Origin of the sequence: Serinicoccus marinus DSM 15273 (assembly GCF_008386315.1) — a bacterium.
Taxonomy (GTDB): Bacteria; Actinomycetota; Actinomycetes; order Actinomycetales; family Dermatophilaceae; genus Ornithinicoccus; species Ornithinicoccus marinus.
In genome coordinates, this window is the sequence record NZ_CP043808.1 from 1,407,839 (window position 1) to 1,433,893 (window position 26,055).

Genomic DNA, 26,055 nt, shown 5'->3' on the forward strand with positions numbered 1-26,055 from the left:
ACGGTTTCGTGCGATTCTAGGCGCTAGACGTGGACGGTTGCTGGCGCCGAGACTGGCCGGTATGACGTCCTGGTACAGCAACCCTGCCGCGCGGCACCGGTCCATGCCCAACGAGGCGTCGGGCGCGGCGCGGGAGTTCCACCGCACACTGCCCGGTTACCAGCCCACCCCGTTGGTCGACCTGCCCGCCATGGCTGCCGAACTCGGTGTAGGCCGTGTCCTGGTCAAGGACGAATCGTCGCGGCTCGGGCTGCCCGCGTTCAAGATCCTGGGTGCCTCGTGGGCCTGTCGGCAGACACTGGAGCACCACCCCGGCGCGCGCCTGGTCACCGCCACAGATGGCAACCACGGTCGGGCGGTCGCCCGGACGGCCCGCGAGCTGGGCACTGCGGCGACGGTCTTCGTCCCCGACGTCATGCTCGAGAGCACCGCCGCGCGCGTCGTGGACGAAGGTGCGCAGGTGGTCCGGGTCGACGGCGACTACGACGTGACCGTGCGTGCCGCGGCCGCGCACGCCGACGCCGACCCGGGCCGCGAGCTGGTGCAGGACACGGCCTGGGACGGCTACGAGCAGGTGCCGCAGTGGATCGTGGAGGGCTACCGGACGCTGCTCGCCGAGGTCGACGAGGCGCCCGGTCGGAAGCCGGACCTCGTCGCGGTGCCGGTCGGCGTCGGGTCCCTGGCGCAGGCCGTGGTCGAGCACTACCGCAGTGGTGAAGCACCGCACGCCGTGACGTCCCCAGCGGGCAGCGACGTCTACCCCACACGTGTGCTGTCCGTCGAGCCCGACACCGCCGCGGGGCTGCTCGCGAGCCTGCGCGCCGGCACACCCGTGCCGGTGCCGACCGCCTCGACCGTCATGGCCGGCCTCAACTGCGGCACCGTCTCCAGCCTCGCCTGGCCGGTGCTGCAGCGCGGCTGCGACGCCGCCGTCGCCGTCACCGATGAGGCGGCGCTGGCCGCATCTCGCGACCTGGAGACACTCGGCGTCTCCTCAGGCCCGTGCGGCGCCGCCACCCTGGCCGGGGTCCGCGCTGCGCTCGCCGACCCCGGCCGGCGTACCGACCTCGACCTCCCCCAGGACGCCGTCGTCGTCCTGCTTTCCACCGAAGGACTGGACTCCGCATGAGCAACGCCAACCCCACGACTGCCACGACCCTGCGCATCGACCGCGACCGGCTCTGGGCCCGCTCATGGAGCTGAAAGCGATCGGCGCCTACCGCGACGAGGCCACCGGCCTGGACGGTGTGCGCCGGCTGGCGCTGACCGACGCCGACGCGCAGGCCCGTCGTCGGGTGGTCGAGTGGATGCTCGAAGCCGGGCTGGAGGTGCGCGTTGACCGGATTGACAACGTCTACGCCACCCGCCCCGGCAACGACCGCTCCCTGCCGTGCGTGCTCATGGGCTCGCACATCGACACGGTCGCCACGGGCGGGGCGTTCGACGGGACGCTCGGCGTGCTCGGCGGCGGCATCGAGGTCATTCGCACGCGCGACGAGGCCGGGGTGCAGACGCTGCGCGACGTCGAGGTCGGCTTCTCCACCGAGGAGGAGGGCGTGCGGTTCGGCACCGACATGCTCGGCTCGGCCGTCACGGCCGGCCGCATCCCGATCGAGCACGCCTGGCAACTCACCGACAACGACGGGAAGAGCGTGAAGGAGGAGCTGGAGCGGATCGGCTTCGACGGGCCCGCGCACGAGCTGCGCCCGGTCCCGCACGCCTACGTCGAGTGCCACATCGAGCAGGGACCGATCCTCGCGGACGCCGGGGTGAGCGTGGGCATCGTCGGCGGCGTGCAGTCCATCTCCTGGCAGCGGCTGACCGTGCACGGCGAGGCCGCGCACGCCGGGACCACGCCCATCGGCTCGCGGCACGACGCCGGGCTGGTCGCCGCGCACGTGGTCGTCGAGGCACGGCGGATGTGCGACAGCGGCGACTACGGGCAGCTGCGCGCGACCGTCGGCACCTTCGACATCGGCGGGGGTCAGACCAACGTCATCCCGCACCACGCGATGCTCACCATCGACCTGCGCAACCCCGACGACGGGCAGATGACCCGCGCAGAGAAGGACCTGGCGGCCTACGTCGACGCCCTCGCCGAGCAGCACGGCGTGCGCGTCAAGTGGGAGCGGATGGCCAAGACCGCGATGGTGCCCTTCGATGCCGGCGTCCAGGACCTGCTCGACGGGACAGCCGACGACCTCGGACTGGCCTACGTGCGGGCGATTAGCGGGGCAGGGCACGACGCCCAGGAGATCGCCGCGACCTGCCCGACCGCCATGGTCTTCGTCCGCGGCGAGCACGGTGGCATCAGCCACACCCCACGCGAGTACTCCACCCCCGAGTCCTGCGGCGACGGCACCGACCTGCTCGCCAACGCCATACTCCGGCTCGCCAACCAGGCTCCCGACCACACCGCCGACCCGCGCTGAGGCGCACCATGGACCTCCTCCTCGACACCGCGCTCGACGCCCGCCCGCGCGCCTGGCGCCACCACCTGCACCGCCACCCCGAAACCGCATTCACCGAGCACACGACCGTCGACTACCTGGCCGGCGTACTCGAAGACCTCGGGTATGACGTCGCGCGCGGCATCGGTGGCACCGGAGCCGTCGCCTCGCTGACCCACGGCACCTCCGGACGGGCGGTGGGCCTGCGCACGGACCTGGACGCCCTGCCGATCCAGGAGGTGGAAGGCCGTGAGCACGGGTCGGTCAACGCCGGGGTCATGCACGCTTGCGGGCACGACGGACACATGGCCATGGTCCTCGGCGCGGCCGCAGTGCTGGCCGAGGAGGGCGGCTTCGACGGCACCGTCCGCCTGGTGCTGCAGCCGGCCGAGGAACCCGGTCGGGGCGCGCAGGCGATGCTGGACGACGGGCTGCTGGAGCGCTTCCCGCTCGACGTGCTCTACGGGCTGCACAACCTGCCCGGCCTGCCGGCCGGTCACCTGCACGTGCGGCCGGGCGGGATCATGGCCAGCGAGGACAACTTCACGATCACCGTCCACGGCCGGGGCGGTCACGCCGCCCGGCCGGAGGCCGTCGTCGACCCGCTGGTCGCCGGGGCCGAGATCGTCCTGGCCCTGCAGACGGTCGTCGCCCGCAACGTCGACCCCGTGCACCCGGCGGTCGTCTCGTGCACCGGCTTCGAGACCGACGGCGCACGCAACGCCATACCCTCCACCGTGCGGATCACCGGTGACACCCGGAGCTTCCATCCACAGGTCCAGGAGCTGCTCGAGCGACGGATCCGCGAGGTCGCCACCGGGGTCGCTACGGCGCACGGGGCGCGGGCAGAGGTGACCTACACGCACGAGTTCGCTCCCACGATCAACGACCCCGAGGTCACGGAGCGTACGATCGCCGCCGCCGTCGCCGCGCTCGGCGCCGACCACGTCGTCGGTCATTGCGACCCGATCATGCCGAGCGAGGACTTCGGCATCCTCGCCCGCCACGTCCCCGCGTGCTTCGCCCTCCTCGGCAACGGCACCGAGCCCGGCCGGGGCGGCACCCCGCTGCACAGCGCCGACTACGACCTCAACGACGACATCCTGCCCTCGGGCGTCGCGTTCTACGTCCACGCCGTCCGAACCGAGATACCAGCAACATAGGCAAACTCGCCTTCCTCTCGAACGCACAGGAACAGGTGACGCGCCCGCCCCGATTCGGTCCAGATGCAGGATTTCGCCACGCGGCATGAGAGTAAGGCCCGGAGTCTGTGCGTCGCTTAACCATCTGGAGTATGTCGAGACGGGCGTGACCGCGCAGTCGCGTTGAGACGAGGGCACAGTGGCCGGCCATTTGCCCTCCTGACGGGCCGTGATGTGAGGATTGGGGACATGAAGACCGTCATCCTTGTCTTGCTCGCCCTCTGGCTCGTGTTCGCCGTCCTCGGGGCGGTGCTCGAAGGTCTGCTCTGGTTAACGATCATCGGCCTCGTGGCCTTCGCGGCCACCGCCGCCTGGGGCTGGCTGAAGCTGCGCCGCTGACCGCACGACACAACTACATGCAGGCTGCTATTGGACGCGCGGGTCGCGGCAGAAGAGTGCGCTCCCGATCATCGCGCAGGTAGGCAGGTGCACCGAAACGCTCCGGGGCTACTGTGGCCCGCATGGACGAGCAGCGCCGCCGGATGGTCTCCGTGGTTGCCGTGCTGAATATCGTGGTGGGCGCCTGCCTCATCGGAGCCGGACTCGTGTCCGGAGCCTCGTTGCGGTGGCTGTGGGTCGCGCTGGGCGTCTTGTTCTTGGTACTGGCGATCGGCAATCTATTACGGGTCAGGCGGAGTGCGCAGGCCGGTTACTGGTGAGTCCTGTACGGCCCACGCTGTTTTCGGCCCGGCCGCCAGAACGGGGGGTCTGGGTAGCGGTCAGCCGAACACGGACCGGGAAGGCGAGTCGCTGCTGCATCGTGTCGACCGCGTGGGGCTGCCATGCCCAGCCCATGCCTCGCGACGCCAAGGGCTCGATCAGTCAATCGCTACATCAACGACAGATAGGTGCCTACGCCGTGGAAGGAGTGCCGGGTGACGGGACGCAGGATGAATCTGCTCGCTCTGCTACTGACATCCATGGTGTCCATCGTTGGGCTGGCGTGGAGTTCCTATCGGCTTTATTTCGCGGTCAGCTGTGTCGTCAGGCTAGGGTTGGCCGCAGCGCTTCTGCGTAAGCATCAGCAATCGCAGCGAAGTCGCGCGGTTGCTGGTTACGATCCTTGTCCGCGGTGCGGCTCCCTAGCGGTCGAGCGCGCGGCAGATGAGATCCACTACGTCCCCTCGCCGGCTGGGGACATCGTGCGTCACTTCGTGCGGTGCTCGGACTGCGGAAACGATTTCGAGAGCAGGGTGGGAGGCGGGTTCTGATTTGGGCCGGCGTTCGGTACGCCCGGACGCCCCACTCGCGGCAGTAGCGTGCGGACCACGCTCAGTGCGGCAGTAGCGTGCGGCCACGCTCAGTGCGGCAGTAGCGTGCGGACCACGCTCAGTGCGGCAGTAGCGTGCGGACCACGCTCAGTGCGGCAGTAGCGTGCGGACCACGCTCAGTGCGGCAGATGAGGGCGTTCGAGCCCAAGGTGACGGGGCCCTGGGCACAGCACAAGCTTCCGATGCGCATCGTCGAGCAAGGCGAGTCAGTTTCACCTGGCCGTGCTGCCGCCTCAGTAGGCTTGTGCGGCCGCCGACTGAAAGGGTCGGTGGGCGTCAGGATGGAGCGTCGGGTTGCGTTTGTACAGTGTGGCTTGGCCGCAGCAGTTGACCCTTGCACGCGTCGAGTTGCGCAGGAGGGTCTGAGGAAAGGGCGAGTGTGAGCTTTCGCGGGATCATCATCGAGCAGGATCTGCAGGCTGGCCGGATCCAGGATCACCGTGCTGAGGTCACTGACCTGTCCGAGAGTCTGCTTGTGGGCTCGGGGGGTGATGAGCCTGTCGACATCGACGTCATGTATTCGGGTCTGAACTACAAGGACGGGCTGGCGATCGCGGGCAGGCCCGGGGTCGCGAGGATTTCGCCGCTGATCCCGGGCATCGACCTGGTGGGTCGGGTGTCGGCATCGAAGGATGCGCGCTTCGCGCCTGGCGAGACCGTGGTCCTGACCGGCGGTGGCATCGGTGAGTCAGCGCACGGCGGGCTCGCGACGAGGGCGCGGGTCTCCGGGAACTACCTGCTCGCCCTGCCCGAAGGCGTCAGCGCCCGGCAGGCGGCGGTCATCGGGACTGCCGGCTTCACCGCGATGCTCTCGGTCCTCGCCCTGGAGCGGGAGGGCGTCGCCCCGGACCAGGGGCCAGTGGTCGTCACGGGTGCCAGCGGTGGCGTGGGATCGGTCGCCGTCGCCGTCCTCGCGCATCTGGGGTTCGAGGTGGTTGCTGCGACGGGACGCGTCGACAGCGAGGGGGACTACCTGCGTGGGCTCGGCGCCTCGCAGGTCCTGGACCGTCGCGAGCTCGCCGACCCTGGCCCGGCGCTGCAGAAGCGACGTTGGGCCGGAGGCGTGGACACCGCAGGTTCGCACACCCTGGTCAACCTGCTAGCCCAGACCAGGGACGAGGGCGTCCTCACGACCTGTGGTCTGGCCCAGGGCCCGGATCTTCCGGGCAGTGTCATGCCCTTCATCCTGCGTGGGGTGAGCTTGGTCGGCATCAACTCCGTGACCGCATCCCGCGACCTGCGGCAGCGGGCGTGGAGGCGTCTGGCCGACGATCTGAGCAGCGACCTGCTCGAGACCATGACCAGTGAGATCTCGCTCGATGAGGTGCCGGCCCGAGCCGAGGACATCCTGCAGGGCCGTGTGCGCGGGCGCACGGTGGTCTCTGTGCAGGGCTGAGGAGGTGTCACGGGGATGGGCACATCACGGCTGAACGAGCATCCGGACCTGAAGTACACGATCAGTGACTTCGACGCCCTCTACCGGTATGGCTCGGCCGGTGGCAGCCGCCCCATCCGCACACACATGCGCCGGGTGCGCGAGACCATCGCCGACGTCCTCGAGGACAACCCGGAGGTCCTCGAGCGAGAGCCCGCTCGCCTGCCGGTGGTGAACCACCTCGGCCGGGCGCTGGACCTGGGCTCACGTGGCGACCTGAACACGCTCAGCGACTCGCTGCGCCGGATCTCGGACCGGCTGACCTGGGAGCAGGGATACGAGAAAGTCCCACGGGGTCTGTCGAGCAAGTACGGCTACTGCGAGGTGGTCGGCCCCCGGGGGCCCGTGCTGACCGACCGCATCGTGCTGGGACTGGTGCTCTTCGCGCCCGAGACCGTCTACCCCCAGCATCACCATGCAGGCATCCAGGAGTCCTACGTCGCGATCGCCGGTGGGTGGTCGGAGAACGACGCCGCCGTGCACGCCCCTGGTTCGCTGATCCTGAACGAGGCAGGACAGGAACACCGCATCACGACCGGGCGCCAGTCACCGTGCCTGCTGGCGTACTCGTGGCTCGGGCCGCCCGAGCGGCTGACCACCCCGGCCATGCGCTTCTCATCCGCACGCCGTCGCACCCCGTAGACCGAAGCGACAGCCACGCGGACAGGTGACGTCGATCATCGACGTAGCGCGCGTAGCCCACTGCGGTGGAGGTCGAGGCACGCGGCTGACGCGGCACCGGGCGGGGAGGTACGTTCAGGGCGTGGAGCAGCGACGGGTGGTCCTGGTGCGCGCGGTCAACGTCGGTGGCACCGCGACGTTGCCGATGGCGCTATGGCGGGACCTGGCGGCCTCGCTCGGCGCGTCCGACATCGTGACCTACATCGCATCCGGCAACATGGTGTGCTCGGTCCCGGGGGATGGCCAGGCCTTCGACCGCGGCCTCGAGCAGGCGGTCGAGCAACGCTGCGGGTTCTTCCGTGGGGTCGTCAGCCGGACACCGCAGGAAGTCGCCGCAGCGCTGGAGCAGCACCCCTTCGAGATCGTCGACCCCGCCTTCTCCTACGTCTGCTTCCTCAATGCCGAACCCACCGAGGAAGCAGTCGCTGCGGCTCGCGAGCTCCCGACGGGCGAGGGCCGGTGGCACATCATCGGTCGCGAGATGCACCTGAGGTATGCCCGTGGCGCCGGCCGACCCCAGATGAGCGACGCGGCCATCGGGAGAGCGCTCGGCGTGTCAGGCACCGCGCGCAACCTCAGGACGGTGCGCAGGCTCATCGACCTGGCGGGCCGCACGCCCTGAGCCGGCCACGTCGGGCGCCCACGCGGGCTGACCGCCGCCCTCTGGGTCGGTGGGGGATCTCTGCGGCACCGGGGCGTCCGGACGGTGCACGGTGAACGTGCCGGACGAGGAACCCGCCTGGGTCACGCTCACGCCCTGGGCGGGGCCCGTCAGGCACCACCCACCGGCTGGCGCTCCGCGGCATTTCCGGGTGTCCTCAGGATGCGTCGCCGAGTTTGCGGATGACGTTCTGGTTGAGGCTGAGGTGCTCTTCGGCTGCCTTCGTGGCGAGTTGCCGGTGGGGGCGTTCACCGACGCGGAGATGGAATCTTCCTGCATAGGTGCAGGACGATCAGGCGCGGACCGCGGCTCTGTCAGGTGCCGGAGGCCATGTAGGCGGCGAGGATGTAGTTGGGATGTCGGTCGAGGTTCGTGCGGGCCCGGTCATACCGCATGGTGGTGCGGGGGTCGGCGTGGCGGGCCGCGATCTGGACGTCTCGCAGGTCCACGCCGGCGTCGAGCATGGTGGTGACGAAGGTGTGCCGGAGCATGTGCGGGTGCATCCGCGGCAGGTTGATGCCTGCGTCGTCGGCCAGGTGATGCAGCCGTCGGGTCGCGGCGTGACGGTCCATCCGACCGCCCTGCCGGTTACGCAGGACCGGACCGTCTACACGGCTGTCGACGGAGCGTTCGATCGCGCGCTGCACCGCTGGCGGCAGGGGCGTCAGGACGACCTTGCCTCCCTTGCCGCGGACCTTCAGCACCCGGTGCCCGTGCTCCTCGCGCAGGTCGTCGATGTTGGCGCCACACGCTTCGAAGATGCGAAGTCCCAGCAGCCCGAGCATGCAGACCAGTGCGAAATCGTTGATGTTGCTGCTGACCCTTGCTGCCTGGAGCATCGCTTCGAACTGCAGATGGGACAGGCCGAGAGTGGGTGATTCGGGTGGCACGTGCGGTCGCCGGACGTGGTCGGCTGGCGAAGAAGGTAGGACACCGTCGATGACTGCGGTGCGGTAGAACCCGATCACCACGGACAGCCGCCGCGAGATGGTCGCCGGCTTGTATCCGCGCGTCTCCTGCATCCACCGCACGTAGAGCTCGACGTGCACCCGGTGGACGCTCAACGGGTCCAGGTGACGTTCGGCGCACCACCTCATGAAGGCGCGCAGGTCCGACTCTGTGTGGGTGCGCGTCTGCCCGGTGTATCGGGCCAGGTGCGCGGCTATCGCCTGGCGCAGCGCAGCACCGCCCGGGTTGTCAGTCGAGACGGGAACGAGCGCGGAGGTGATCTGGAAGGTGTTCATGCGCCATCGTGACCCGCAGATCAGCGCGGCCGCTGTTGACGTCAGCCAGTTTCCTCGACGTCGACAACTCATCGCGCGAGGCGCGGCAAGTCCGACGAGCGTAGCCGTCCTGCGCGCAGACCACGCTTGCCGGGAGGGCGATATGTCAACTACAGTTAACATGTGGTGGAGGTCGTCCGATCGGGAACGTTCGATTGGTGGCTGACCAGGCTGAAGGACAAGCGCGCGGCCGCGCGCGTGCTGGTCAGGATCGACCGGCTGGCGGCAGGCAACCCGGGCGACGTCAAGCCCGTCGGGCAGGGCGTCAGCGAGATGAGGATCAACTACGGTCCCGGGTACCGCGTCTACTACCTGTCGCACGGCGACCAGATCGTGCTGCTACTGACCGGTGGTGACAAGTCCACGCAGGAAGCCGATATCCGCAAGGCCCACGAGGTCGCGGCCGAATGGAGGAAGCACCGATCATGACCAACGAAACCTTTGCGCCCTTCGACAACGCGGACTACCTCAACACGTTCGAGGACGTGGCCGCGTACCTGGAAGCGGTCATGGAGGTCGCCGAGGACGACCCAAAGGTGATCGCCGCAGCGCTGGGGGCCATCGCTCGGTCTCGCAACCTGAGCCAGATCGCACGACAGGCCGGGATGAGTCGCGAAGGCCTATACAAGGCACTCTCCGCAGACGGCAACCCATCATTGGCGACAGTCGTGAAAGTAGCCCATGCCCTTGGCCTCCGACTGCACTTCGAAGCCATCGCGTGAAAGAGCAGAGCACCACTCTGCAAGCGGCAGTAGCGTGCGGACCACGCTCAGTGCGGCAGATGCGTGCGTCTATCTTCGGTGGAGGTGGCGTGGGGCTGCCGAGAGCCGGGCCATGCGAGCGAGGCCCGCCCTCGCACCCGGTCTGCTGGGCGAGTGCCATGCTGTGGCGCATGCTTGTGCTGCTGTTCGGGCCCCCGGCTGTCGGAAAGATGACGGTGGGCCGCGCAGTCGCTGCAAACAGTTCGTTCCGCTTGTTCCACAACCACATGACGATCGAACCGCTCCTCGAGACCTTCGGCTACGGCACCCCACCCTTCAACACTCTCAATACCGAGTTTCGGCGCCGCGTGTTGGAGGAAGCCGCCGCGCATGACATCGATCTCATCTTCTCCATCGTGTGGGCGCTCGACTCCCAGGACGATCTAGCGGAGATCGCCTCCTACGTCGGTATCTTCGAGAGCGTCGCCTTCGTAGAGTTGCGGGCAGATCTGAGCACGCGGTTGGCGCGGAACCGCACGCAGGAGCGGCTCCTGCACAAGGCTTCGAAGAGAGATGTCGACTGGTCGGACGACAACGTGAAACAGATGGAGACCGACTGGCAGATGACCTCTGTCGATAGTCACGGCGTGGCCAGCGAGCTTCTCGCTCGGCACCCACACCTGGTTCTGGACACGGTTGGCGTATCACCGGAAGAGTCCGCCGCGAGGATCATCCAGTGGGTCAACGCCACACGCGAGACCCCCATCAGCTGAACGCCGACGGCCCAACATCGCGAAGGTGCCCGAGCGGCCAGCGGCAGTAGCGTGCGGCCACGCTCAGTGCGGCAGTAGCGTGCGGACCACGCCCAGTGCGGCAGTAGCGTGCGGACCACGCCCAGTGCGGCAGTAGCGTGCGGACCACGCTCAGTGCGGCAGTAGCGTGCGGACCACGCTCAGTGCGGCAGAAGAGCGCGCTGGCGTGACGCGTCGAAGACAGGGTGCCTCAGGTGTCGGCGGTGAGGAGGTTGTGCGTCTCGTACAGTCGCCAGAATGCCTGCGGGGGCAGCGGAGTCGTCTCGAGCGAGGCCTCGAAGTACGTCAGGTGAGTGATCCACCCAGGCAGGTAGGAACTTGTCAGGTCCCCGAGCTCGGAATGGCGCAGGTGCAGTAGGCAGCGCTCCTTTGCGTCCTGCTCGTCCGTCACCGCCTCCACGACCACTGAGAGGCGCGATGGTGCCTCGTCCGGGAACTCCCACGACATGCTCAGGCGGCGGTTGTCATCGACGGCATCCACCACGCTCGTGCACAGGTAGCCGTCTCCGTGGTCGACGACGAGTGTGTCTCCGCTGCAGAACCCGCCCGAGCGTGCCTGGCCGAGCCACTCGGGCAGGCGGCGCGCATTGGTCAAGTGATCCCAGACATTCGGGACGCTGGGCGCCAACTTCCACGTGATGCTGATGGATTTGGAGTCTCGGGTGTAGCCCACCAACGGCATGTCGCCATCCTCCCCCATAAACTACGGGGCGGGGCAACCGACCGGCGGCAGTAGCGTGCGGACCACGCTCTATGCGGCATGAGCGTGACGGACAGCAAACGGGCTGGCGAGGGCCCTTGGTCAGCCTGTGCACCTGCGTCAAATGCATCGACCATCTCCCGGCTGCAAGTTTGGGCTTGTGCGTGGGGCTTCTGATCGGGGCGGGTAGCCATCTCCAACTAGCGACCCTGCCGATCGACCTCATCAGACAGGAAGATTCGCCCGGGCGCATCCGCTGGACCCACCAAGCGTCGTGGTCAATGACGCCTGCGGCAGGGGCCGTCTCTTCAACGCGATGCGGGCGACACGATGGCGGCTTTGCTGGATCCGATCGCAGCCTGAGCCGCGCCTCGTGGGCCAGAATGTCCCTGTGACTGACCTTGAACCAGCGCTAGCCCTTGCTTCGTGTGAGACCGCCCTCCGCGAGTTGATGACATCCTCCTACATGCAAGAATACGGTGCCGGTTGGCTCAACAGAGTGGCCACTAGCGACCGCTTGGCAGCCTGGGAAGCGCGAGAGAACGAGGAGATGCGAGCTCGCGGCCCCAAGGGCGTACTGGCCGTTCCCAACACAGGCTTGAGCTACGCGAACTTCTACGAACTAGTGGCCATCGCCGAAAAGCACTGGGAACCGCTGGCACCCGCGTTCGGTAAGCGAGCCTCGACGCTGCCACTTCTGAAGAGGCTCGATAACCTGCGGAATGCAGTAGCGCACAACCGCCCCCTGCTTCAGTTCGAGCGAGATCTACTAGCAGGTATCGCCGGGCAGATCCGAAATCAGGTGACGATCTATATGAGTACCCACGACGAGGTTGGTGACATCTATCCACGCATCGAGTCGATCATGGATTCATTCGGCCGACGGGTGGAGTCAAGTCAAGTAACCGGAGAGATAGCGGGGTCCGTGTCTACATACGACGTGGTAGTCCACCCTGGTGACGCAGTCACGTTCGAATGTCAAGGTGTGGATCCACGCGACCGTGATATCAGCTGGAGACTCGTTCGATGGAGTCGCGGCCCAGGGGAGACTGTCAGTCGCTCGGGCCAGCCTGCCACTCTTCGATGGGAGTTCAGCGAAGAAGATGTCACGGAGACGTTCACCTTAGGGATATTCATGTCTTGCTACGAATCGAAATATCATCGATTCGGCTCTTTCGATCATCGTGCTCACTTCGCTTATCGCGTCAGGCCGCCACGTCGCAATGATTGAAGGAGTTCATGTCCCTCGGGCACCCCGCCCTTGTTGGAACTTGGGGATGGCAGGGCCATCGGGATGAGCGAGGCGACCGTCGCGAGATGGCGATCCCAGTTTTCGGGTGGCCACGTCTCGTCTGGGTCCCCCATGGACGGTGTAGCCGGCCGCGACCGGCGCCCCGACGCAGGGGCCACGATCGGCTCCAATGCCGACCATGTTCTGGGCGGTTGGGCTGGCCGGGTCGAAGTCGGCTCGCTCCGGTGGTTCGTGCTTGGCGAGCAGCATGTGCAGGCGAGTCACGCACCCCAGGCCTTCGGGTAGTCGTCTTCGCGCTAGCACCTTGCCGCCCTTTTCGACGACCTCGACGTCTTGGTGGTCCTCGGCCCAGTCATTACCCACGAACCGCATCGCACTGTTCCCCTTCACCCTTTTCGCGATCTTGCTCGGCAGCGTGGAGGAAACTTCCGGCATCCTGTTGTCGAGTGCTCAGCCGCACCATCCTGGGAACGTCATCCCAGCATCGATCACGCCTCCTCGCGACCGGCGGGCGCACGGTCTGCCGCGAGATCTCAAGTAGCGGAGGGTGCTGACCGGCCGGCTGCTACCGGGCCCGAGCCTGCCGGATGCGCGGGCAAACCCAATTAGTGGCGGACGGCGGTGAAGTGCGCCCATCAGGCCCAAGCGAGACCCGCCTTAGTGATTGCGCTATTCGTCTGACCCGGTTGACGCCGGACACTGACCCGTTAGGCAGGTAGGCCCCAACCCACCATGGGAATCGGGCTTGACCCCCGTTTGAGCACATGGAGTCTCAAGGCGCCGTAGATCAGTAGGAGTGCCTGCGCTAAGTGAAAACCCTCGCCGAGGCGACTTGACTCAGGAAACAGTGGCTTGCGGCTGTAGCCTTCCGCGGCGCGACTGCTCACCCGAGCCGCTTCGCCCGGGACAACCTTGAAGTTTGTAACAACACCTCGCTGCATGGAAATGATCGAATCTACGCGACTGCCCCAATCGCGGACTTCCTCAGATTGATCGATTGCTTTCACCAAATTATCTAGGGTCGTCGACCTGTAGCCGAAAATGAAGCCTGTGGGCACGTGCGGTGTCGGATCCTTGGCCTGCAGGTCTTTGAGTTTGTGAATCTTGGCGGCGTCGGTCTTTAACTTCTTGGCTGAAAGTGTCGTGGTCACTTCCACCACCATAAGGCAGCCCTCGTACGGGAGTAGAACCGAACCGGGCGATCTGTTCACGACCGGAGTCGTCATGCTGTCCCAGATCAAAATGTCGTGCTGCGCAGAAAAGTTCCCCTCTGCTGTGATGACTTCGCCGGGGGCCACCTCGAACCTTCGAGGGAGAAAGTCTCGCAAGAGAGAGCGCAAGTCCTCCTCGTGCATCTCACCCCGCTCGCCTTGGTGATTTCGAAGCTTGTGCTCCAAACGAGCCGCCATGGCAGAGGCGGCAGCACCTGCCGATCGCGACAGCAGGTTATCGACGGCATCCATGTTCACATCATGCCCCAATGAACCATCGATGCGAACCCACGTCTTTGCGCCTCCATCACGTGGACAGCGCGGCCCGAGGATTGGGGAGTGACTCTCTTAGCCACTCCCCAACGACACCCACAACCCACTTCTGGCTTGCGCGGGGTCAAGCCGTCCAGCCGTGGAAAGCGACCGCTCTTCGTTTGCAAGCGATAGACCTGCCACGATGATCGCTGCTCGGCTAGCATGCACCGTGCGGCCTGGTCTGGGACAGGATGCCGCCTGCCAAGCCACAGCCAATGTTATAGCAGGTCTTAGCGACCCATCCGCTGACTCTCGTCATACGCATCGCTCCCTTCAACTTCCTTCCTGTTCTCTGAATGCGGACCTTGAATCCGCGCACCATGGTGAGGAACAGAGGTGAGATGATGAGAAACAAACAGGCTGCGACTCCACTGGAGTCGAACCAGCAGCCAGACCCAAGCCAGGCTGCACGGTGCCCCTACAATCTAACAGGCACTGGTGGTGATCTATGCGGGCTCGAGTGGGCATGTCCGGGACGCTTCTCGTGACCGCAAATCGACTTCATGGCGGCATCCTTGTGACGCTCACGATTGAGCGACAGGTAGGAGCTAGGGTCGGCGCGGGTGGTCCGAAGCCGGCATGCAGCCTTACCGCTCATCGGCATGAGCGGACGGTCACGACCCCGGCCATCGACGTCAGCCGACAGCAGCGATCGGGGCGGCTGCGGGCATACCTGAGCCGTCGCGCTTGTCGTTGGTCTCGGGCAGCTCGACGGCGACACCGTTGCCGGAGGCGGCGCGCGGGGGAGCGGCGCCGGCCCAGCCGAGGACCAGGGCGTCCTCGCCGCGCAGCAGACGGTGGCAGCGGACGCCGCCGGTCGCGCGCCCCTTCGTGGGGTATGCCCACAGGTCGGTGACCTTCACCGAGCCCGTCTGGGTGCCGGGCAGCGAGCCGGAGGTGCCAGCGACGGTCACGACGACGTTCTCCGCCGAGGTGTCGACGGCGGCGAAGCCCACGACAACGGCGCCCGCACCGAGCTTGATGCCCGCGATGCCACCGCCGGAGCGCCCCTGCGACCGCACCAGCGACGAGGAGAAGCGCAGCAGCTGCGCATCCGAGGTGATGAAGACCAGCTCCTCCTCGCCCGTGGCCAGCTCGACCGCGCCGACGACGCTGTCGCCGTCCTTGAGCGAGATGACCTCGAAGGAGTCGCGGTTGGCGGGGTAGTCCGGGTTGACCCGCTTGACCACGCCGTGCTTCGTCCCGAGCGCCAGACCCGGACCGTCACCGGTCAGCGAGCACAGCCCGAGCACTTGCTCACCCGGGGGCAGGTCGACGAAGGCCGACAGCGGAGCGCCGCCGGACAGGTTGGGCGCCTCCGCCGAGGGCGGCAGCGAGGGCAGCTCCACGACCGACAGGCTCACGACCCGCCCCGCGGTGGTGAGCAGCCCGACGTGCCCGCGGGCGGTCGTCCGCACGCTCGAGGTGATGACGTCGTGCTTCGCCCGCCGGCCGCCGGTGCCGAGCGGATCGTCGTCGGTGCTCGCGGTGCGGGCCAGCAGCCCGGTGGAGGAGAGCAGCACCCAGCACGGGTCGTCCGTGACCTCCAGGTCCATCCCCGACGCCTTGCCACCCGTCGTCGGGCCGGCAGCAGAGGAGGACGCGCCCGTCCCGTCGCTCTCCAGCAGCACGGTCCGCCGCGGGGTACCGTGCTCGGCCGCGACCGCGGCCAGCTCGTCCGAGACCACCTTGAGCAGCAGCTGCGGGTCGGCGAGGATCGCCTCCAGCGCCTCGATCTCGCGCTGCAGCTCGTCCCGCTCGCTCTCCAGCTCGATCCGGGAGAACTTCGTCAGCTGCCGCAGCGGGATCGCGAGGATGTCGTCGGCCTGCCGCTCGGAGAGGTCGAAGACCTGCATCAGCCGGGTCTTCGCCTCGGCGGCGTCGTCGCTGGACCGGATGAGCTGGATGACCTCGTCGATGTCGAGGATCGCGAGCAGCCGGCCCTCTACGATGTGCAGCCGGTCCTTCTTCTTCCCCAGCCGGTGCTCGGTCCGGCGCCGCACCACGTCGGTGCGGAAGTCGACATACACGCCCAGCAGGTCGCGCAGCCCGAGCGTGCGCGGCTGCCCCTCGACCAGCGCGACGTTGTTGATCCCGAAGGACTCCTCCATGGGGGTGAGCTTGTAGAGCTGCTCCAGCACCGCCTCGGGGTTGAAGCCGGTCTTGATCTCGATGACCAGGTGCAGCCCCTTGGTCCGGTCGGTGAGGTCGATGATGTCCGAGATCCCCTGCAGCTTCTTGCTCTGCGCGAGCTGCTTGACCTTCTCGATGACCTTCTCCGGCCCGACGAGGTAGGGCAGGTCGGTGACGACGATGCCCTTCTTGCGCGGCGTGACGTTCTCGATCCGCGCGGTCGCGCGCGTCTTGAACGACCCGCGCCCGGTCTCGTAGGCCTCACGGATGCCGTCCAGCCCCACGATCCGCCCGCCCAGCGGCAGGTCCGGGCCGGGGACGAAGCGCATGAGCGCCTCCAGGTCGGCATCCGGGTTGGCGATGAGGTGCCGCGCCGCACCGATGACCTCGACGAGGTTGTGCGGCGGCATGTTGGTCGCCATCCCGACCGCGATGCCGGTCGCGCCGTTGACCAGCAGGTTCGGGTATGCCGCGGGCAGCACGTCGGGCTGGTAGAGCTGGTCGTCGTAGTTGGGGACGTAGTCGACGGTGCTCTCGTCCAGGCTGCCGGTCATGAGCAGCGCGGCCGGCGCCATCCGCGCCTCGGTGTAGCGGCTGGCCGCCGGGCCGTCGTCCAGCGAGCCGAAGTTGCCGTGCCCGTCCACCAGCGGCAGCCGCATCGTGAACGGCTGCGCCATCCGCACCATCGCGTCGTAGATCGCGGTGTCGCCGTGCGGGTGGTACTTACCCATCACCTCACCGACGACCCGCGAGCACTTGACGTGCGCCTTCTCCGGGCGCAGCCCCAGCTCGTGCATGCCGTAGAGGATGCGCCGCTGCACCGGCTTCAGCCCGTCGCGCGCGTCCGGCAGCGCACGAGAGTAGATGACCGAGTAGGCATACTCCAGGAACGCCCCCTCCATCTCCTCGACAGCGTCGACCTCGAGGATCTTCTCCTCGACGTCGAAGAGGTCCTCGCTCTGCGGGCGCTTGCGACGGGCCATGGGGTGGCGGTGCTCCTGGGTCGGTCAGGTCGGGCGGGCGCGGCCCTGCCCCGGATCACGCGGGGCGGGCGTCTGAGGGCAAGGGTATGCCGCGCCCCCGCCCGGTCGGTGGAGGCGCGGCGGCCCTGTGGACGCCGGTCAGCCGTCGCGCATGTCGGAGATCGTCGTCATTGTGTAACCGTGGCTGCGCATCGTGCGCACGATCTGGGGCAGCGCCTCGGCGGTCCGGTAGCCGCCGATGTGCGCCAGGACGATGCTGCCGCTGGCGGGCAGCGGGTTCGTCGTCCGCGCCACGATCTCGGCGGCGGAGGTGTCCGGGCTCCAGTCGATCGTGTCCCTGGCCCACATCGCGGTGACCGGGAAGCCCTCGCTCGCGGCGATGCCGCGGACCCGTGCGTCCTGCGCGCCGTAGGGCGGCCGCCACATCGGGGTGACCGGCATACCCGTGAGGTCGCGCAGCACCGGGGTGGCGCCGGCGATCTCGGCGCGGACCACCGCGTCGGTCATCCGGCGTCGGCACGGCTCGCCGCTGGGGGAGCCGCCCCCGCCGCGCACGAGGTCGCAGTGGTGGACGGTGTGGTTGCCCACCTCGAAGAGTTCCGGGTGAGCCCTGATCTTCGCCATGACCGCCCGGCCCTCGCTGGTGTTGGCCATCTGGCTCGTGGAGAAGAACGTCGTGCACACCTGGTCCTGGACGAGGTAGTCGACGAGGCCCTGGGCACCGGTGAGCCGTCCGCCCATGTCGAGGGTGAAGGCCATCTTCCGGCTGTCGGTGCCGCCCACGACGGAGAGGACCTTCTGGCTCTCCCGCGCCGAGTAGGTCGGACCGGCCCAGCAGATGCCGCGCTCGCGCTGGACCTGGCGGGCGACGTCGATGGACAGCGCACCGCTCCCGCCCAGCAGGTATGCCGTCCGCGGAGTGAGCCGGTCCAGGTCACCCCCGACGCCGCCGGGGAGGCCGTCGGCGCGGGCGAGCAGGATGGGGCCGCGGGTGGTGGCCGTCGCCGGCACGGCAGCGAGGGCGTCCGGGAAGGCGGACCCGGTGGCGATGACGACGCCCGGGCGGCTGGGGCCGAAGACCCGGCGGGAGACCGCCAGTGCGGTGGAGTAGCGGTTCGCCCCGCTGACCCGCTCGGTCACGGCATATCCCTGGAGCTGGCGGACCACCGCCTCGGAGACCGCCGAGCTGCCGCCGACGACGATGATCCGGTCCGGGTCGAGCCGGGCGATCTCCGCGCCCACCGCGGCGGGCAGGCGGCCGGGCTCGGTGAGCAGCACCGGGGCGTCCTGCACCCCGGCCGCGGCGCCGGCGGAGAGCGCGTCCGGCCAGTCCGCGCCGGTGGAGACGTAGACGACGTCGGCGCCGGGGGAAGGCGCGTCGGCTCACCGCGACCGAGGTGTCGTAGCGCGTGCCGCCGGACACGCGGTGGACCGACCCAGAGGTATAGCCGCGCAGCGCCGCGATCACGTCGTCGCTGACCACGCCGGTGCCGCCGACGACCACGATGCTGCGCGGCTGCAGCCGGCGCAGCTCGGCGGCCGTCGGCCCGGGGACGGTGCCGTGCCGCACGAAGAGCACCGGCCCGCCCTGCCGGTCCGCGGCGGGACCGGCCGACAGGGCGTCGGTGAAGGTGCCGCCGGCGGCGACGTAGGCCACCGGGACGCGCGGGGAGTGGAAGCGCGCGCTGACGCGGGCGGCGGTGGCATACCGGTCGCTGCCGGCGAGACGCTGCACGCGGAAGTCGGGATCGCCGGCGTCCGGTGCGGCCACGGCCGGCTGCTCCACGGCCGGTGCGGCGAGCGGGCTCGCCGCGACCACGGCGGCGGCGAGCAGGGTGCTGAGCAGGCGGGATCGTCGCATGACGCGCTCCTTCACGGGATGGGCACCACGGTGTGCCTCATCCGGTATGTCGCGCGCCGGGCGCAGAAGGTTGCTCCCGTGAGGCGGTCGGTGGGGAGCCACACCGTCGGTGGGCCCGTGGGTGGCACGCAGTAGCGTGACCGGCATGACCAGCACCCTCTTCAGCGGCGGCACCGTGGTCGACGGCACCCTCGGCGAGCCGGCGGTCGCCGACGTCCTGGTGCGGGACGGTCGGATCGTCGACGTCGGCCCCTCGCTCGGTGTTGACGCGGACGTCGTCGTCGACTGCTCCGGGCGGACCGTGACGCCGGGGCTGTTCGACTGCCACGTGCACGTGATGTTCGAGCAGCCGAGCATGGTCCAGGTGCTGCAGACGCCGTTCAGCCTGCCGTTCTTCGAGGCGGCGGACCGGCTGCGCCGGACCCTGGCCACCGGCGTGACCTGGGTGCGGGACGCCGGCGGGGCCGACCTCGGCGTCGCGGAGGCGGTGCGCCGCGGGCTGACGCCGGGGCCGCGCCTGCAGATCGCGGTCAACATGATCAGCCAGACCGGTGGTCACGGCGACGACTGGCAGGCCTGCGGCGCCCACGTCGGGCTCATCCAGGAGCACCCCGGCTGCCCGTCAGCCGTCGTCGACGGCCCGGTGGAGATGCGCAAGAAGGTGCGTGAGCTCATCCGCGCCGGCGCCGACGTGCTCAAGGTCGCGACCAGCGGCGGCGTGCTCTCGCCGCGCAGCAACCCGCTGCACGGCCACCTGCGCGACGACGAGCTGGACGCCCTGGTCACCGAGGCCACCGCGGCGGGCCTGCACGTCATGGCGCACGCGCAGGCCACCGACGGCATCAAGGCCGCGGTCCGCGCCGGCATCCGCTCCATCGAGCACGGCATCTACCTCGACGACGAGGCGATCGAGATGATGCTCGACCGTGGCACCTGGCTGGTGCCGACGCTGCTCGCGCCCCGGGCTGTGCTCGCGCAGGCGGATGCAGGCATACCCCTCCCGGACGCGGTCGTCGCCAAGGCGCGCATGGTGTCCGAGGCGCACGACGACTCGGTCCGGCGCGCGATCGCCGCGGGCGTCAAGGTCGCGATGGGCACCGACTCCGGGGTCGGCGCCCACGGCACCAACCTCGACGAGCTCGCGATCATGCGCGACCTTGGCATGAGCGAGCTCGAGGCCTGGCACGCCACGACACAGGTCGCCGCCGAGCTGCTCGGGGTGGAGCAGGACCACGGCACGCTGGAGCCGGGCAAGGTGGCCGACGTGGTCGTGCTCGACGGGAGCTACGACGACCTGGCCGGGCTCGGCCAGCGCGTGCGCTCGGTGTGGCTGGCGGGGGAGCCGGTGGCGGGGCCGGATGTGCTGGGCGGCTCGACCGGCGCGGGCGCGCTGTCCGGGGCGGAGCAGGGGTGACGCTCGTCCTCGACGCCGCAGCCGTCCGGGAGTCGCTCGATCCGGCGGCGCTGGTGGCGGCGCTGCGTGAGGTCTTCGCTGGCGGAGGCGTCGTCGCGCCGGAGCGCAGCCACGTGCCGCTGGACGACGAGCACGAGGCGACCCTGCTGCTCATGCCGGCCTGGCGCAGCGGCGACCTGCTCGGGGTGAAGGTCGCCACCCACCATTCCCGCAACGGCGAGCGCGGGCTGCCCGCGATCCACGGCACCTATCTGCTGCTCGACCACGCCACCGGGGTGCCGCAGGCGATCCTGGACGGGACCGAGCTGACCCGGTGGCGGACGGCCGCCGCGAGCGCGCTCGCCGCCGACCACCTCGCCCCCGACGAGGTCGGGGAGCACCTGGTCGTGGGCGCCGGCAACGTGGCCGCCGCCGTCCCGGCGTGCTACGCCGCGGTCCGCCGGGTCGGGCACACCAGCGTCTGGGCACGGGACCGTGCACGCGCGGCGCGGCTGGTCGAGGAGCTGCGCGAGCAGGGGTATGCCGCGGACGTCGCCGACGACCTGCGCGCCGCGGTGCGCCGCGCCGACGTCGTGACCACCGCCACCTCGGCTACGAGTCCGGTCGTCCTGGGGGAGGACGTGTCGCCCGGGACGCACGTCGACCTCATCGGGTCGTTCAGCCCGCAGATGGTCGAGGCGGACGAAGCACTCATGACGCGGGCGCGGATCGTCGTCGACGTGCCCGAGGCGCGGCAGACCGCGGGGGAGCTGGTCGGACCGCTGGGCCGCGGTGCCCTCGACGAGGAGGATGTGCGGCTCACCCTGGCCGACCTCGTGAGCGGGCGAGAGACGGGGCGCGAGACCGCCGAGCAGGTGACCGCCTTCGTGTCGGTCGGCACGGCCGCCGAGGATCTCGCCGCTGCGGCGCTGGTGCTGCGCTCGCGGTAGGGCTGGGCGACACCACCTGGACCACTGGGCGCGCGGCGCGCACTCCGAGGGCCTCGCGTGGCGCGGCTCAGCGTGAGGACGCCTGCCGGAAGCGGTTGACCGAGAGCGGGATGAAGATCGCCATGAGCAGGATCGAGCCTGCGAGCACCGTGATGACCGAGTTCTGCATGGGCCAGGTGTCCGGGGTCGGGGCCGACCCGGTGTTGCCGAAGAGCTCGCGCGCGGCCTGGACCAGCGCCGAGATCGGGTTCCAGTTGGCGAAGATCTCCAGCGCCCGCGGCAGATCGTCCGTCTGGACGAAGGCGTTGGAGATGAAAGTCAGCGGGAAGAGGATCATGAACGAGGCGTTGTTGATCACCTCCGGGGTGGGCACGATGATCCCCAGCAACGTCATCACCCAGCTGAAGGCATAGCTGAAGAACAGCAGGATCAGCACCCCGCCGAGGAACGACACCCACCCGTCGGTGAACCGCCAGCCCACGGCGAGGCCGCTGAGCATCATGATGACCATCGAGACGGAGTCAGCGCCAGGTCGGCGTTGGTCCGGCCGAAGAGCACCGCCGAGTCGTGCATCGGCAGCGTCCGGAAGCGGTCGATCATCCCCTCCTTGAGGTCTTGCGCCATCTGGAAGCCGGAGAAGGTCGAGCCGAACAGCACCGTCTGGCCGAAGATCCCGGCCATGAGGTAGTTGGTGTAGTCGCCACCCTCGATCTGGATCGATCCGCCGTAGACCTGGCTGAACAGCAGGACGAACATGATCGGCTGGAGCACCGCGAAGAGCAGCATCTCCGGGTTGCGGCGGAACTTGATGAGGTTGCGCCACGTGACCGTGCGTACGTCGGAGGCCCAGGTCGCCAGGCCGGAGCGGGGAGCCGCGCGGTCGGTCGGGGCGGGTGCGGTCTGGGTGCTCATGCGCTCTCGTCCTCCAGGACATCGGTGTCGTCGGCCTGCTCGCGGCCGGTGAGGGTGAGGAAGACGTCGTCGAGCGTCGGACGGCGCATGCCGGCGTCGTGGAGCTCGACCCCGGCCTCCCCGAGGGAGGAGAGGACGTGCTGCAGCGTCTGCGGTCCGCCGTCGACCGGCACGGACAGGGTGCGCCCGGCCGCGTCGGTCTGCACGTCGTCGGTCCCGTGCCGGTGCAGCACCTCACACGCGGTCGCGGCCTGGGCCGAGTCGACGAGGGTGACGACCACCCGGTGCCCGCCGACCTGCGCCTTGAGCTCGTCGGCGGTGCCCTCGGCGATGACCTTGCCGTGGTCGATGACGCTGATGTCGTCGGCGAGGTAGTCGGCCTCCTCGAGGTACTGCGTGGTCAGCAGCACCGTGGTGCCCTGGCCGACCAGGGTCTTGATGACGTCCCACAGCCCGAGTCGGCTACGCGGGTCCAGCCCCGTCGTCGGCTCGTCGAGGAAGAGGATCTGCGGGTCGTTGACGAGCGCGCAGGCGAGGTCGATCCGGCGGCGCATACCTCCGGAGAAGCCCTTCACCGGGCGGTCGCCGGCGTCGACGAGGTCGAACTGCTCCAGCAGCTCGCTCGCCCGGGCCCTGGCCGTGCCGCCGCCCAGGTGGTAGAGCCGCCCCACCATCTCGAGGTTCTCCCGGCCGGTGAGGTGCTCGTCGACGGCGGCATACTGCCCGCTGGCCCCGATCACCCGGCGCACACCCTCCGGGTCGCGCAGCACGTCGACCCCGGCGACGGTCGCCGACCCCGAGTCGGGCTGCAGCAGCGTGTTGAGCACCTTGACGGTGGTCGTCTTGCCGGCGCCGTTGGGCCCGAGCAGGCCCTTGACGGTGCCCTCCGGCACGCTGAGCGACAGCCCGTCCAGGGCGTGCACGTCGCCAGAGCGCGAGCGGTAGGTCTTGCGCAGGTCCTGCGCCTCGATGATGGTCACGGATGCACCTCGATGGTCGTCACGGAGGACGATCGTAGGCCCACGCACCGACAGCGCCATGATTGTTGTCAGGGGTAGCGCGAGATCCCGTCTGGCCCGGCGACGACGTCGAGCTCGTGTGGGGGGTCCTTCAGAATCACCTCTAGGGCGCGCGCCGTCGGTGGGTTCTGTGGCTTTCCATCAAGCCCGCAGGTGAAGAGTAGGTGGTCGCTGCGGAACTTCTCCTCGCTCTGGCCCAGCAGCCGTGATCTGAAACAGCGGAAGCCGTCCGGGACAGAGGCACTGCCTCCGGATAGGGCTTCCCCTGTCTGAGGGTCGACCACCATCACATCGCCCCGTTGCTGCACTGTCTCCAGCTTCGAGTCAACAGGTCTGCTCAATTCGGAGTTCATAGCGGTCCAGTCGGATCCCGTGATGGCGATGCTCCAGAGCTCTTCACCGGTCGACTCCACGACACCGGAGAGCGTGACTTGGTTCGTCCCATCGAAATTGAGCGTCCCCGTGTCGTAGTCCACCCTCGCCGCACCTGTCCCCTCGCAGACCAGGACGACGTCTGATTCTTCATCTGCGGCGCCACCGCAGAGGCCCGCACCGTTTCTTCGCCACAATTCGGCGCCTGTCTCGAGATCGAGGGCGAGAAGTGGGTGATCCTGCAGGGGCAGTTCACCTACCTCGTCTTCCTGGGAGTAGTACAAGTCTGCGATGTACACCCCAGCGGCCTTGCGTGTGCTCCCGGCAACAACGCGGCCGCGGGGCAGCTCAAGTTCCACCAGTGGGCGCTCCCAGACAACTCCGTCGGCGTCAAGCCCACGCATGGTTTCCACGCCCTCAACATCCATCCTCCGCACGACGATGCCATCGCTTGCCGAGACTGGTGAAGAGGTTGACGTATGCTCGCCGACCCTGAGCTGGCCTTCGTCCAGGGTGACCTGCCAGTCGGTGTAATTCTCGTCATCTCCCACATAGCCGCGGAAGCACACGCGATCATCGAGACAGGCCCAGGGAAGCGCATAAACGGCGACCGGTTCTTCGAGACGCGCTACCTCGCGCCCGGACCCGTTGATCGCCACGAGGTGCACCCATGGCGCTTGATGAGTGCTCGGGACCGTGACGATGACGAGATCGCTGAGAAGGGGAGGCGCCGAAACACGTGTCGCGCCCGAGAGGCTAGTCGTCAGACGCCATTCCTCTGCCCCGGAGTCAGCGTCGATTCCGGCGAGCAGAAGCTCTGAAGAGTCCTGAGAATCCTCAGGCTCGATAAAGCTGATGATGCGACCCTCGGTCATGACGGGATTGGACAAGAGACTTGCCTCCCAGGTCCAAGCCGGATCCGGCTCAGGCTCCGCAGTCGCTCCACGCTCATCACTAGGACCCGGGGCAGAGGTCGCCGAACCGTTTTCGGTGGCGGACGAGGTCGATGAGCTGTCTGCGGCGCTGCAGCCCCCTGTGCACAACGCCAGCCCAGCCGAGATGGCTACGTATCCATGAATTCGCCTCATGGCCTCACGCTATGTCTGGAACTGCTAGGCAGCCGGCCTCACTGCTCCGCCTGTGGAAGACCCGGGCGCCGCGCAGCGCCCGTCCGGACGAGCCCTACCGCCCGATCCAGGCCATCGCCGCGGCGACCATCGCCCGCACCCCGGTGTCCAGCATCGGCTGCAGCACCGGCGCGAAGTGCGGGGAGTGGTTGTCGGGAAAGTCTGTCCGCTCGGTGCCGCGCTCCCGGGCCGCCTCCCAGGCCCCGGCGTCGAAGGCGCCGAAGCCCCAGTAGCAGGACGGGGCGCCCCACGCCGCGGGCAGCTCCCCGAAGTCCTCCGAGCCCATCTCCGGGGTGAACTCGCCGACCCGCTCGGTCCCGAGCTCGGCCTCCAGGGCCGCCCGGACCCGGGCCGTGGCATCGGGCTCGTTGTCGGTCACCGGCAGGTGGTCGAAGGTCTCGAAGCCGGGCTCGGGGGCACCCCAGGCCAGCGCCTCGGCGAGCGCGGTCCGCTCGATGACCTCCAGGCAGTGCGCGGCCACCGCACCGTCGTAGGTGCGCACCGTGCCCTCCAGGACGGCGTGCTCGGGGATGATGTTGGTCTTGGTGCCGGCGCTGATCCGGCCCACCGTCACCACCGCGGTCGCCTGCGGCGACACCTGCCGCGAGACGACTGTCTGCAGCCGCATCACCAGCGAGGCGGCCATCACCACGGGGTCGATCGCCGTGTGCGGCGCGGAGCCGTGGCCACCCTTGCCGTGCAGCGTGATCCGGAAGTCGTCGCAGCTGGCCATGATCGGTCCGGGAGCCACCTCCACCGACCCGGCCGCGCCGGGCAGCACGTGCTGGCCGAGCGCCACGTCGGGCCGGGGCACCAGGTCGACGAGCCCGTCGGCCACCATGGCCTCGGCGCCGTTGAACTGCTCCTCGGCCGGCTGGAAGACCGCCACCACCGTCCCGGCCCAGTGCTCGCGCCCCTGGAGCAGCAGCCGCAGCGCGCCGAGCAGCGTCGCCACGTGGGTGTCGTGCCCGCAGGCGTGCATCACCGGCACCTGCTCGCCCGCGTCGTTGGTGACCCGCACGGTCGAGGCGTAGTCGAGGCCGGTGTCCTCGGCGACCGGCAGGCCGTCCATGTCGGCCCGGAGCAGGACGGTCGGCCCGGAAGCACTGTCGTTGCGCGCGACCACGACCACTCCGGTGCCCCCGATACCGGTGTGCACCTCCAGCTCGCCGACCGTCGGCATACCCGAGACCTCCTGGACCACCCGGGCGGCCGTCGCGTGCTCGGCCATCGACAGCTCGGGGTGGGCGTGCAGGTGGCGGTAGAGGTCCTCCACCCACCCCCGGACGTCGGGCAGGGCGGCCAGCACAGCGGCGGTGGGGGTGCTCATG

At 68.8% G+C, this 26,055-nt stretch carries 24 protein-coding genes and 3 pseudogenes; 14 read left to right on the forward strand and 13 right to left on the reverse strand.

The annotated features are described in order from the left end of the window. The first annotated feature begins 61 nt into the window (after positions 1 to 61). The 8 genes from FU792_RS06540 to FU792_RS06575 all read left to right on the forward strand — a co-directional run bounded on the left by FU792_RS06540 (position 62) and on the right by FU792_RS06575 (position 7,661). Positions 62 to 1,129: a pyridoxal-phosphate dependent enzyme gene (locus FU792_RS06540; protein ID WP_022923709.1), complete on the forward strand. Its 1,068-nt coding sequence runs from the start codon at positions 62 to 64 to the stop codon at positions 1,127 to 1,129. Between the two features lie 64 nt (positions 1,130 to 1,193). Further along, positions 1,194 to 2,432: a M20 family metallo-hydrolase gene (locus FU792_RS06545; protein WP_202804706.1), complete on the forward strand. Its 1,239-nt coding sequence runs from the start codon at positions 1,194 to 1,196 to the stop codon at positions 2,430 to 2,432. 8 nt (positions 2,433 to 2,440) lie between these two features. Further along, entirely contained in the window at positions 2,441 to 3,613 is a 1,173-nt protein-coding gene (locus FU792_RS06550) for an amidohydrolase (protein ID WP_022923710.1), read from the forward strand. Between the two features lie 228 nt (positions 3,614 to 3,841). Further along, a complete protein-coding gene (locus FU792_RS06555; protein WP_022923707.1) occupies positions 3,842 to 3,991 on the forward strand; it encodes a hypothetical protein in 150 nt (49 codons plus the stop codon). 122 nt (positions 3,992 to 4,113) lie between these two features. Beyond that, positions 4,114 to 4,311, forward strand: a complete 198-nt coding sequence (locus FU792_RS06560; RefSeq protein ID WP_022923711.1) for a hypothetical protein — start codon at positions 4,114 to 4,116, stop codon at positions 4,309 to 4,311. A 991-nt stretch (positions 4,312 to 5,302) separates the two neighbouring features. Then, positions 5,303 to 6,319 (forward strand): MDR family oxidoreductase, encoded by a 1,017-nt coding sequence (locus FU792_RS06565; RefSeq protein WP_022923712.1) that lies wholly within the window; start codon positions 5,303 to 5,305, stop codon positions 6,317 to 6,319. A 15-nt stretch (positions 6,320 to 6,334) separates the two neighbouring features. Next, positions 6,335 to 7,000: a dimethylsulfonioproprionate lyase family protein gene (locus tag FU792_RS06570; RefSeq protein ID WP_022923713.1), complete on the forward strand. Its 666-nt coding sequence runs from the start codon at positions 6,335 to 6,337 to the stop codon at positions 6,998 to 7,000. A gap of 121 nt (positions 7,001 to 7,121) precedes the next feature. Beyond that, positions 7,122 to 7,661 carry a DUF1697 domain-containing protein gene (locus FU792_RS06575; RefSeq protein WP_022923714.1) on the forward strand — a complete coding sequence of 180 codons (540 nt, stop codon included), beginning with the start codon at positions 7,122 to 7,124 and terminating at the stop codon, positions 7,659 to 7,661. 196 nt (positions 7,662 to 7,857) lie between these two features. Here FU792_RS06575 and FU792_RS18435 read toward each other — a convergent pair. Both FU792_RS18435 and FU792_RS06585 read right to left on the reverse strand, forming a co-directional pair. Further along, a pseudogene (locus FU792_RS18435) lies at positions 7,858 to 7,968 on the reverse strand (toxin-antitoxin system HicB family antitoxin); the annotation flags it as partial. 46 nt (positions 7,969 to 8,014) lie between these two features. Next, positions 8,015 to 8,944, reverse strand: coding sequence for a tyrosine-type recombinase/integrase (locus FU792_RS06585; RefSeq protein ID WP_022923715.1), 930 nt, complete (start codon positions 8,942 to 8,944; stop codon positions 8,015 to 8,017). A 162-nt stretch (positions 8,945 to 9,106) separates the two neighbouring features. Here FU792_RS06585 and FU792_RS06590 point away from each other — a divergent pair, with 162 nt between their 5' ends. From FU792_RS06590 to FU792_RS06600, 3 genes are all read left to right on the forward strand, one after another. Next, positions 9,107 to 9,412 carry a type II toxin-antitoxin system RelE/ParE family toxin gene (locus tag FU792_RS06590; RefSeq protein ID WP_022923716.1) on the forward strand — a complete coding sequence of 102 codons (306 nt, stop codon included), beginning with the start codon at positions 9,107 to 9,109 and terminating at the stop codon, positions 9,410 to 9,412. Next, positions 9,409 to 9,705 (forward strand): addiction module antidote protein, encoded by a 297-nt coding sequence (locus FU792_RS06595; RefSeq protein ID WP_022923717.1) that lies wholly within the window; start codon positions 9,409 to 9,411, stop codon positions 9,703 to 9,705. Before FU792_RS06590 ends, FU792_RS06595 begins: the two co-directional genes overlap by 4 nt. Before the next feature lie 170 nt (positions 9,706 to 9,875). After that, positions 9,876 to 10,457 carry an AAA family ATPase gene (locus FU792_RS06600; RefSeq protein ID WP_028130777.1) on the forward strand — a complete coding sequence of 194 codons (582 nt, stop codon included), beginning with the start codon at positions 9,876 to 9,878 and terminating at the stop codon, positions 10,455 to 10,457. A 229-nt stretch (positions 10,458 to 10,686) separates the two neighbouring features. On the opposite strand, the gene FU792_RS06605 is transcribed toward FU792_RS06600, so the two are convergent. Further along, on the reverse strand, positions 10,687 to 11,178 hold the full coding sequence (locus FU792_RS06605; RefSeq protein WP_161600213.1) for an SRPBCC domain-containing protein: 492 nt from the start codon (positions 11,176 to 11,178) through the stop codon (positions 10,687 to 10,689). A gap of 409 nt (positions 11,179 to 11,587) precedes the next feature. Between FU792_RS06605 and FU792_RS06610 the strand changes: the two genes are divergently transcribed. After that, the gene (locus tag FU792_RS06610) at positions 11,588 to 12,427 is read left to right on the forward strand and encodes a hypothetical protein (RefSeq protein ID WP_149814637.1); all 840 of its coding nucleotides are present in this window, start codon (positions 11,588 to 11,590) and stop codon (positions 12,425 to 12,427) included. Between the two features lie 728 nt (positions 12,428 to 13,155). Here the strand turns inward: FU792_RS06610 and FU792_RS06615 are convergent. From FU792_RS06615 to FU792_RS19170, 5 genes and pseudogenes are all read right to left on the reverse strand, one after another. After that, positions 13,156 to 13,911 (reverse strand): DUF6602 domain-containing protein, encoded by a 756-nt coding sequence (locus tag FU792_RS06615; RefSeq protein ID WP_149814638.1) that lies wholly within the window; start codon positions 13,909 to 13,911, stop codon positions 13,156 to 13,158. A 698-nt stretch (positions 13,912 to 14,609) separates the two neighbouring features. Continuing rightward, entirely contained in the window at positions 14,610 to 17,090 is a 2,481-nt protein-coding gene (locus FU792_RS06620; RefSeq protein ID WP_022923721.1) for a DNA gyrase/topoisomerase IV subunit A, read from the reverse strand. A 138-nt stretch (positions 17,091 to 17,228) separates the two neighbouring features. After that, complete coding sequence (locus tag FU792_RS18795) at positions 17,229 to 18,257, reverse strand: cell wall-binding repeat-containing protein (RefSeq protein ID WP_338101182.1); 1,029 nt, start codon at positions 18,255 to 18,257, stop codon at positions 17,229 to 17,231. 9 nt (positions 18,258 to 18,266) lie between these two features. Continuing rightward, positions 18,267 to 18,425, reverse strand: a pseudogene (locus FU792_RS18800) (cell wall-binding repeat-containing protein); the annotation flags it as partial. A 190-nt stretch (positions 18,426 to 18,615) separates the two neighbouring features. Continuing rightward, positions 18,616 to 19,098, reverse strand: a pseudogene (locus FU792_RS19170) (cell wall-binding repeat-containing protein); the annotation flags it as partial. Between FU792_RS19170 and FU792_RS06635 the strand changes: the two are divergent. Together FU792_RS06635 and lhpI are read left to right on the forward strand one after the other, a co-directional pair. Beyond that, positions 19,097 to 20,365, forward strand: coding sequence for a metal-dependent hydrolase family protein (locus FU792_RS06635; protein ID WP_022923723.1), 1,269 nt, complete (start codon positions 19,097 to 19,099; stop codon positions 20,363 to 20,365). The pseudogene FU792_RS19170 and the gene FU792_RS06635 overlap by 2 nt on opposite strands. Then, positions 20,362 to 21,294 carry a bifunctional Delta(1)-pyrroline-2-carboxylate/Delta(1)-piperideine-2-carboxylate reductase gene (gene lhpI, locus FU792_RS06640; RefSeq protein ID WP_022923724.1) on the forward strand — a complete coding sequence of 311 codons (933 nt, stop codon included), beginning with the start codon at positions 20,362 to 20,364 and terminating at the stop codon, positions 21,292 to 21,294. The genes FU792_RS06635 and lhpI overlap by 4 nt, the downstream gene beginning before the upstream one ends. A 67-nt stretch (positions 21,295 to 21,361) precedes the next feature. Here lhpI and FU792_RS18450 read toward each other — a convergent pair whose 3' ends face one another. The 5 genes from FU792_RS18450 to FU792_RS06660 form a co-directional block, all read right to left on the reverse strand. Further along, positions 21,362 to 21,796 carry an ABC transporter permease gene (locus FU792_RS18450; RefSeq protein WP_275100755.1) on the reverse strand — a complete coding sequence of 145 codons (435 nt, stop codon included), beginning with the start codon at positions 21,794 to 21,796 and terminating at the stop codon, positions 21,362 to 21,364. Continuing rightward, the gene (locus tag FU792_RS18455) at positions 21,793 to 22,206 is read right to left on the reverse strand and encodes an ABC transporter permease (protein ID WP_275100756.1); all 414 of its coding nucleotides are present in this window, start codon (positions 22,204 to 22,206) and stop codon (positions 21,793 to 21,795) included. Before FU792_RS18455 ends, FU792_RS18450 begins: the two co-directional genes overlap by 4 nt. Beyond that, the gene (locus tag FU792_RS06650) at positions 22,203 to 23,186 is read right to left on the reverse strand and encodes a daunorubicin resistance protein DrrA family ABC transporter ATP-binding protein (RefSeq protein WP_022923726.1); all 984 of its coding nucleotides are present in this window, start codon (positions 23,184 to 23,186) and stop codon (positions 22,203 to 22,205) included. Before FU792_RS06650 ends, FU792_RS18455 begins: the two co-directional genes overlap by 4 nt. Positions 23,187 to 23,254: 68 nt before the next feature. Next, positions 23,255 to 24,472, reverse strand: a complete 1,218-nt coding sequence (locus tag FU792_RS06655; RefSeq protein ID WP_022923727.1) for a hypothetical protein — start codon at positions 24,470 to 24,472, stop codon at positions 23,255 to 23,257. 307 nt (positions 24,473 to 24,779) lie between these two features. Next, positions 24,780 to 26,054, reverse strand: a complete 1,275-nt coding sequence (locus FU792_RS06660; RefSeq protein ID WP_033418499.1) for an amidohydrolase — start codon at positions 26,052 to 26,054, stop codon at positions 24,780 to 24,782. Position 26,055: the final 1 nt, after the last annotated feature.

Bases quoted from the DNA above. Each gene is read 5' to 3' on its own strand.
- FU792_RS06540 (WP_022923709.1), top strand. From the start codon at position 62: ATGACGTCCTGGTACAGCAACCCTGCCGCGCGGCACCGGTCCATGCCC.
- FU792_RS06545 (WP_202804706.1), top strand. From the start codon at position 1,194: ATGGAGCTGAAAGCGATCGGCGCCTACCGCGACGAGGCCACCGGCCTG.
- FU792_RS06550 (WP_022923710.1), top strand. From the start codon at position 2,441: ATGGACCTCCTCCTCGACACCGCGCTCGACGCCCGCCCGCGCGCCTGG.
- FU792_RS06555 (WP_022923707.1), top strand. From the start codon at position 3,842: ATGAAGACCGTCATCCTTGTCTTGCTCGCCCTCTGGCTCGTGTTCGCC.
- FU792_RS06560 (WP_022923711.1), top strand. From the start codon at position 4,114: ATGGACGAGCAGCGCCGCCGGATGGTCTCCGTGGTTGCCGTGCTGAAT.
- FU792_RS06570 (WP_022923713.1), top strand. From the start codon at position 6,335: ATGGGCACATCACGGCTGAACGAGCATCCGGACCTGAAGTACACGATC.
- FU792_RS06585 (WP_022923715.1), bottom strand. From the start codon at position 8,944: ATGAACACCTTCCAGATCACCTCCGCGCTCGTTCCCGTCTCGACTGAC.
- FU792_RS06595 (WP_022923717.1), top strand. From the start codon at position 9,409: ATGACCAACGAAACCTTTGCGCCCTTCGACAACGCGGACTACCTCAAC.
- FU792_RS06600 (WP_028130777.1), top strand. From the start codon at position 9,876: ATGCTTGTGCTGCTGTTCGGGCCCCCGGCTGTCGGAAAGATGACGGTG.
- FU792_RS06605 (WP_161600213.1), bottom strand. From the start codon at position 11,178: ATGCCGTTGGTGGGCTACACCCGAGACTCCAAATCCATCAGCATCACG.
- FU792_RS06615 (WP_149814638.1), bottom strand. From the start codon at position 13,911: ATGGATGCCGTCGATAACCTGCTGTCGCGATCGGCAGGTGCTGCCGCC.
- FU792_RS06620 (WP_022923721.1), bottom strand. From the start codon at position 17,090: ATGGCCCGTCGCAAGCGCCCGCAGAGCGAGGACCTCTTCGACGTCGAG.
- FU792_RS06635 (WP_022923723.1), top strand. From the start codon at position 19,097: ATGACCAGCACCCTCTTCAGCGGCGGCACCGTGGTCGACGGCACCCTC.
- FU792_RS18450 (WP_275100755.1), bottom strand. From the start codon at position 21,796: ATGATGCTCAGCGGCCTCGCCGTGGGCTGGCGGTTCACCGACGGGTGG.
- FU792_RS18455 (WP_275100756.1), bottom strand. From the start codon at position 22,206: ATGAGCACCCAGACCGCACCCGCCCCGACCGACCGCGCGGCTCCCCGC.
- FU792_RS06655 (WP_022923727.1), bottom strand. From the start codon at position 24,472: ATGACCGAGGGTCGCATCATCAGCTTTATCGAGCCTGAGGATTCTCAG.
- FU792_RS06660 (WP_033418499.1), bottom strand. From the start codon at position 26,054: ATGAGCACCCCCACCGCCGCTGTGCTGGCCGCCCTGCCCGACGTCCGG.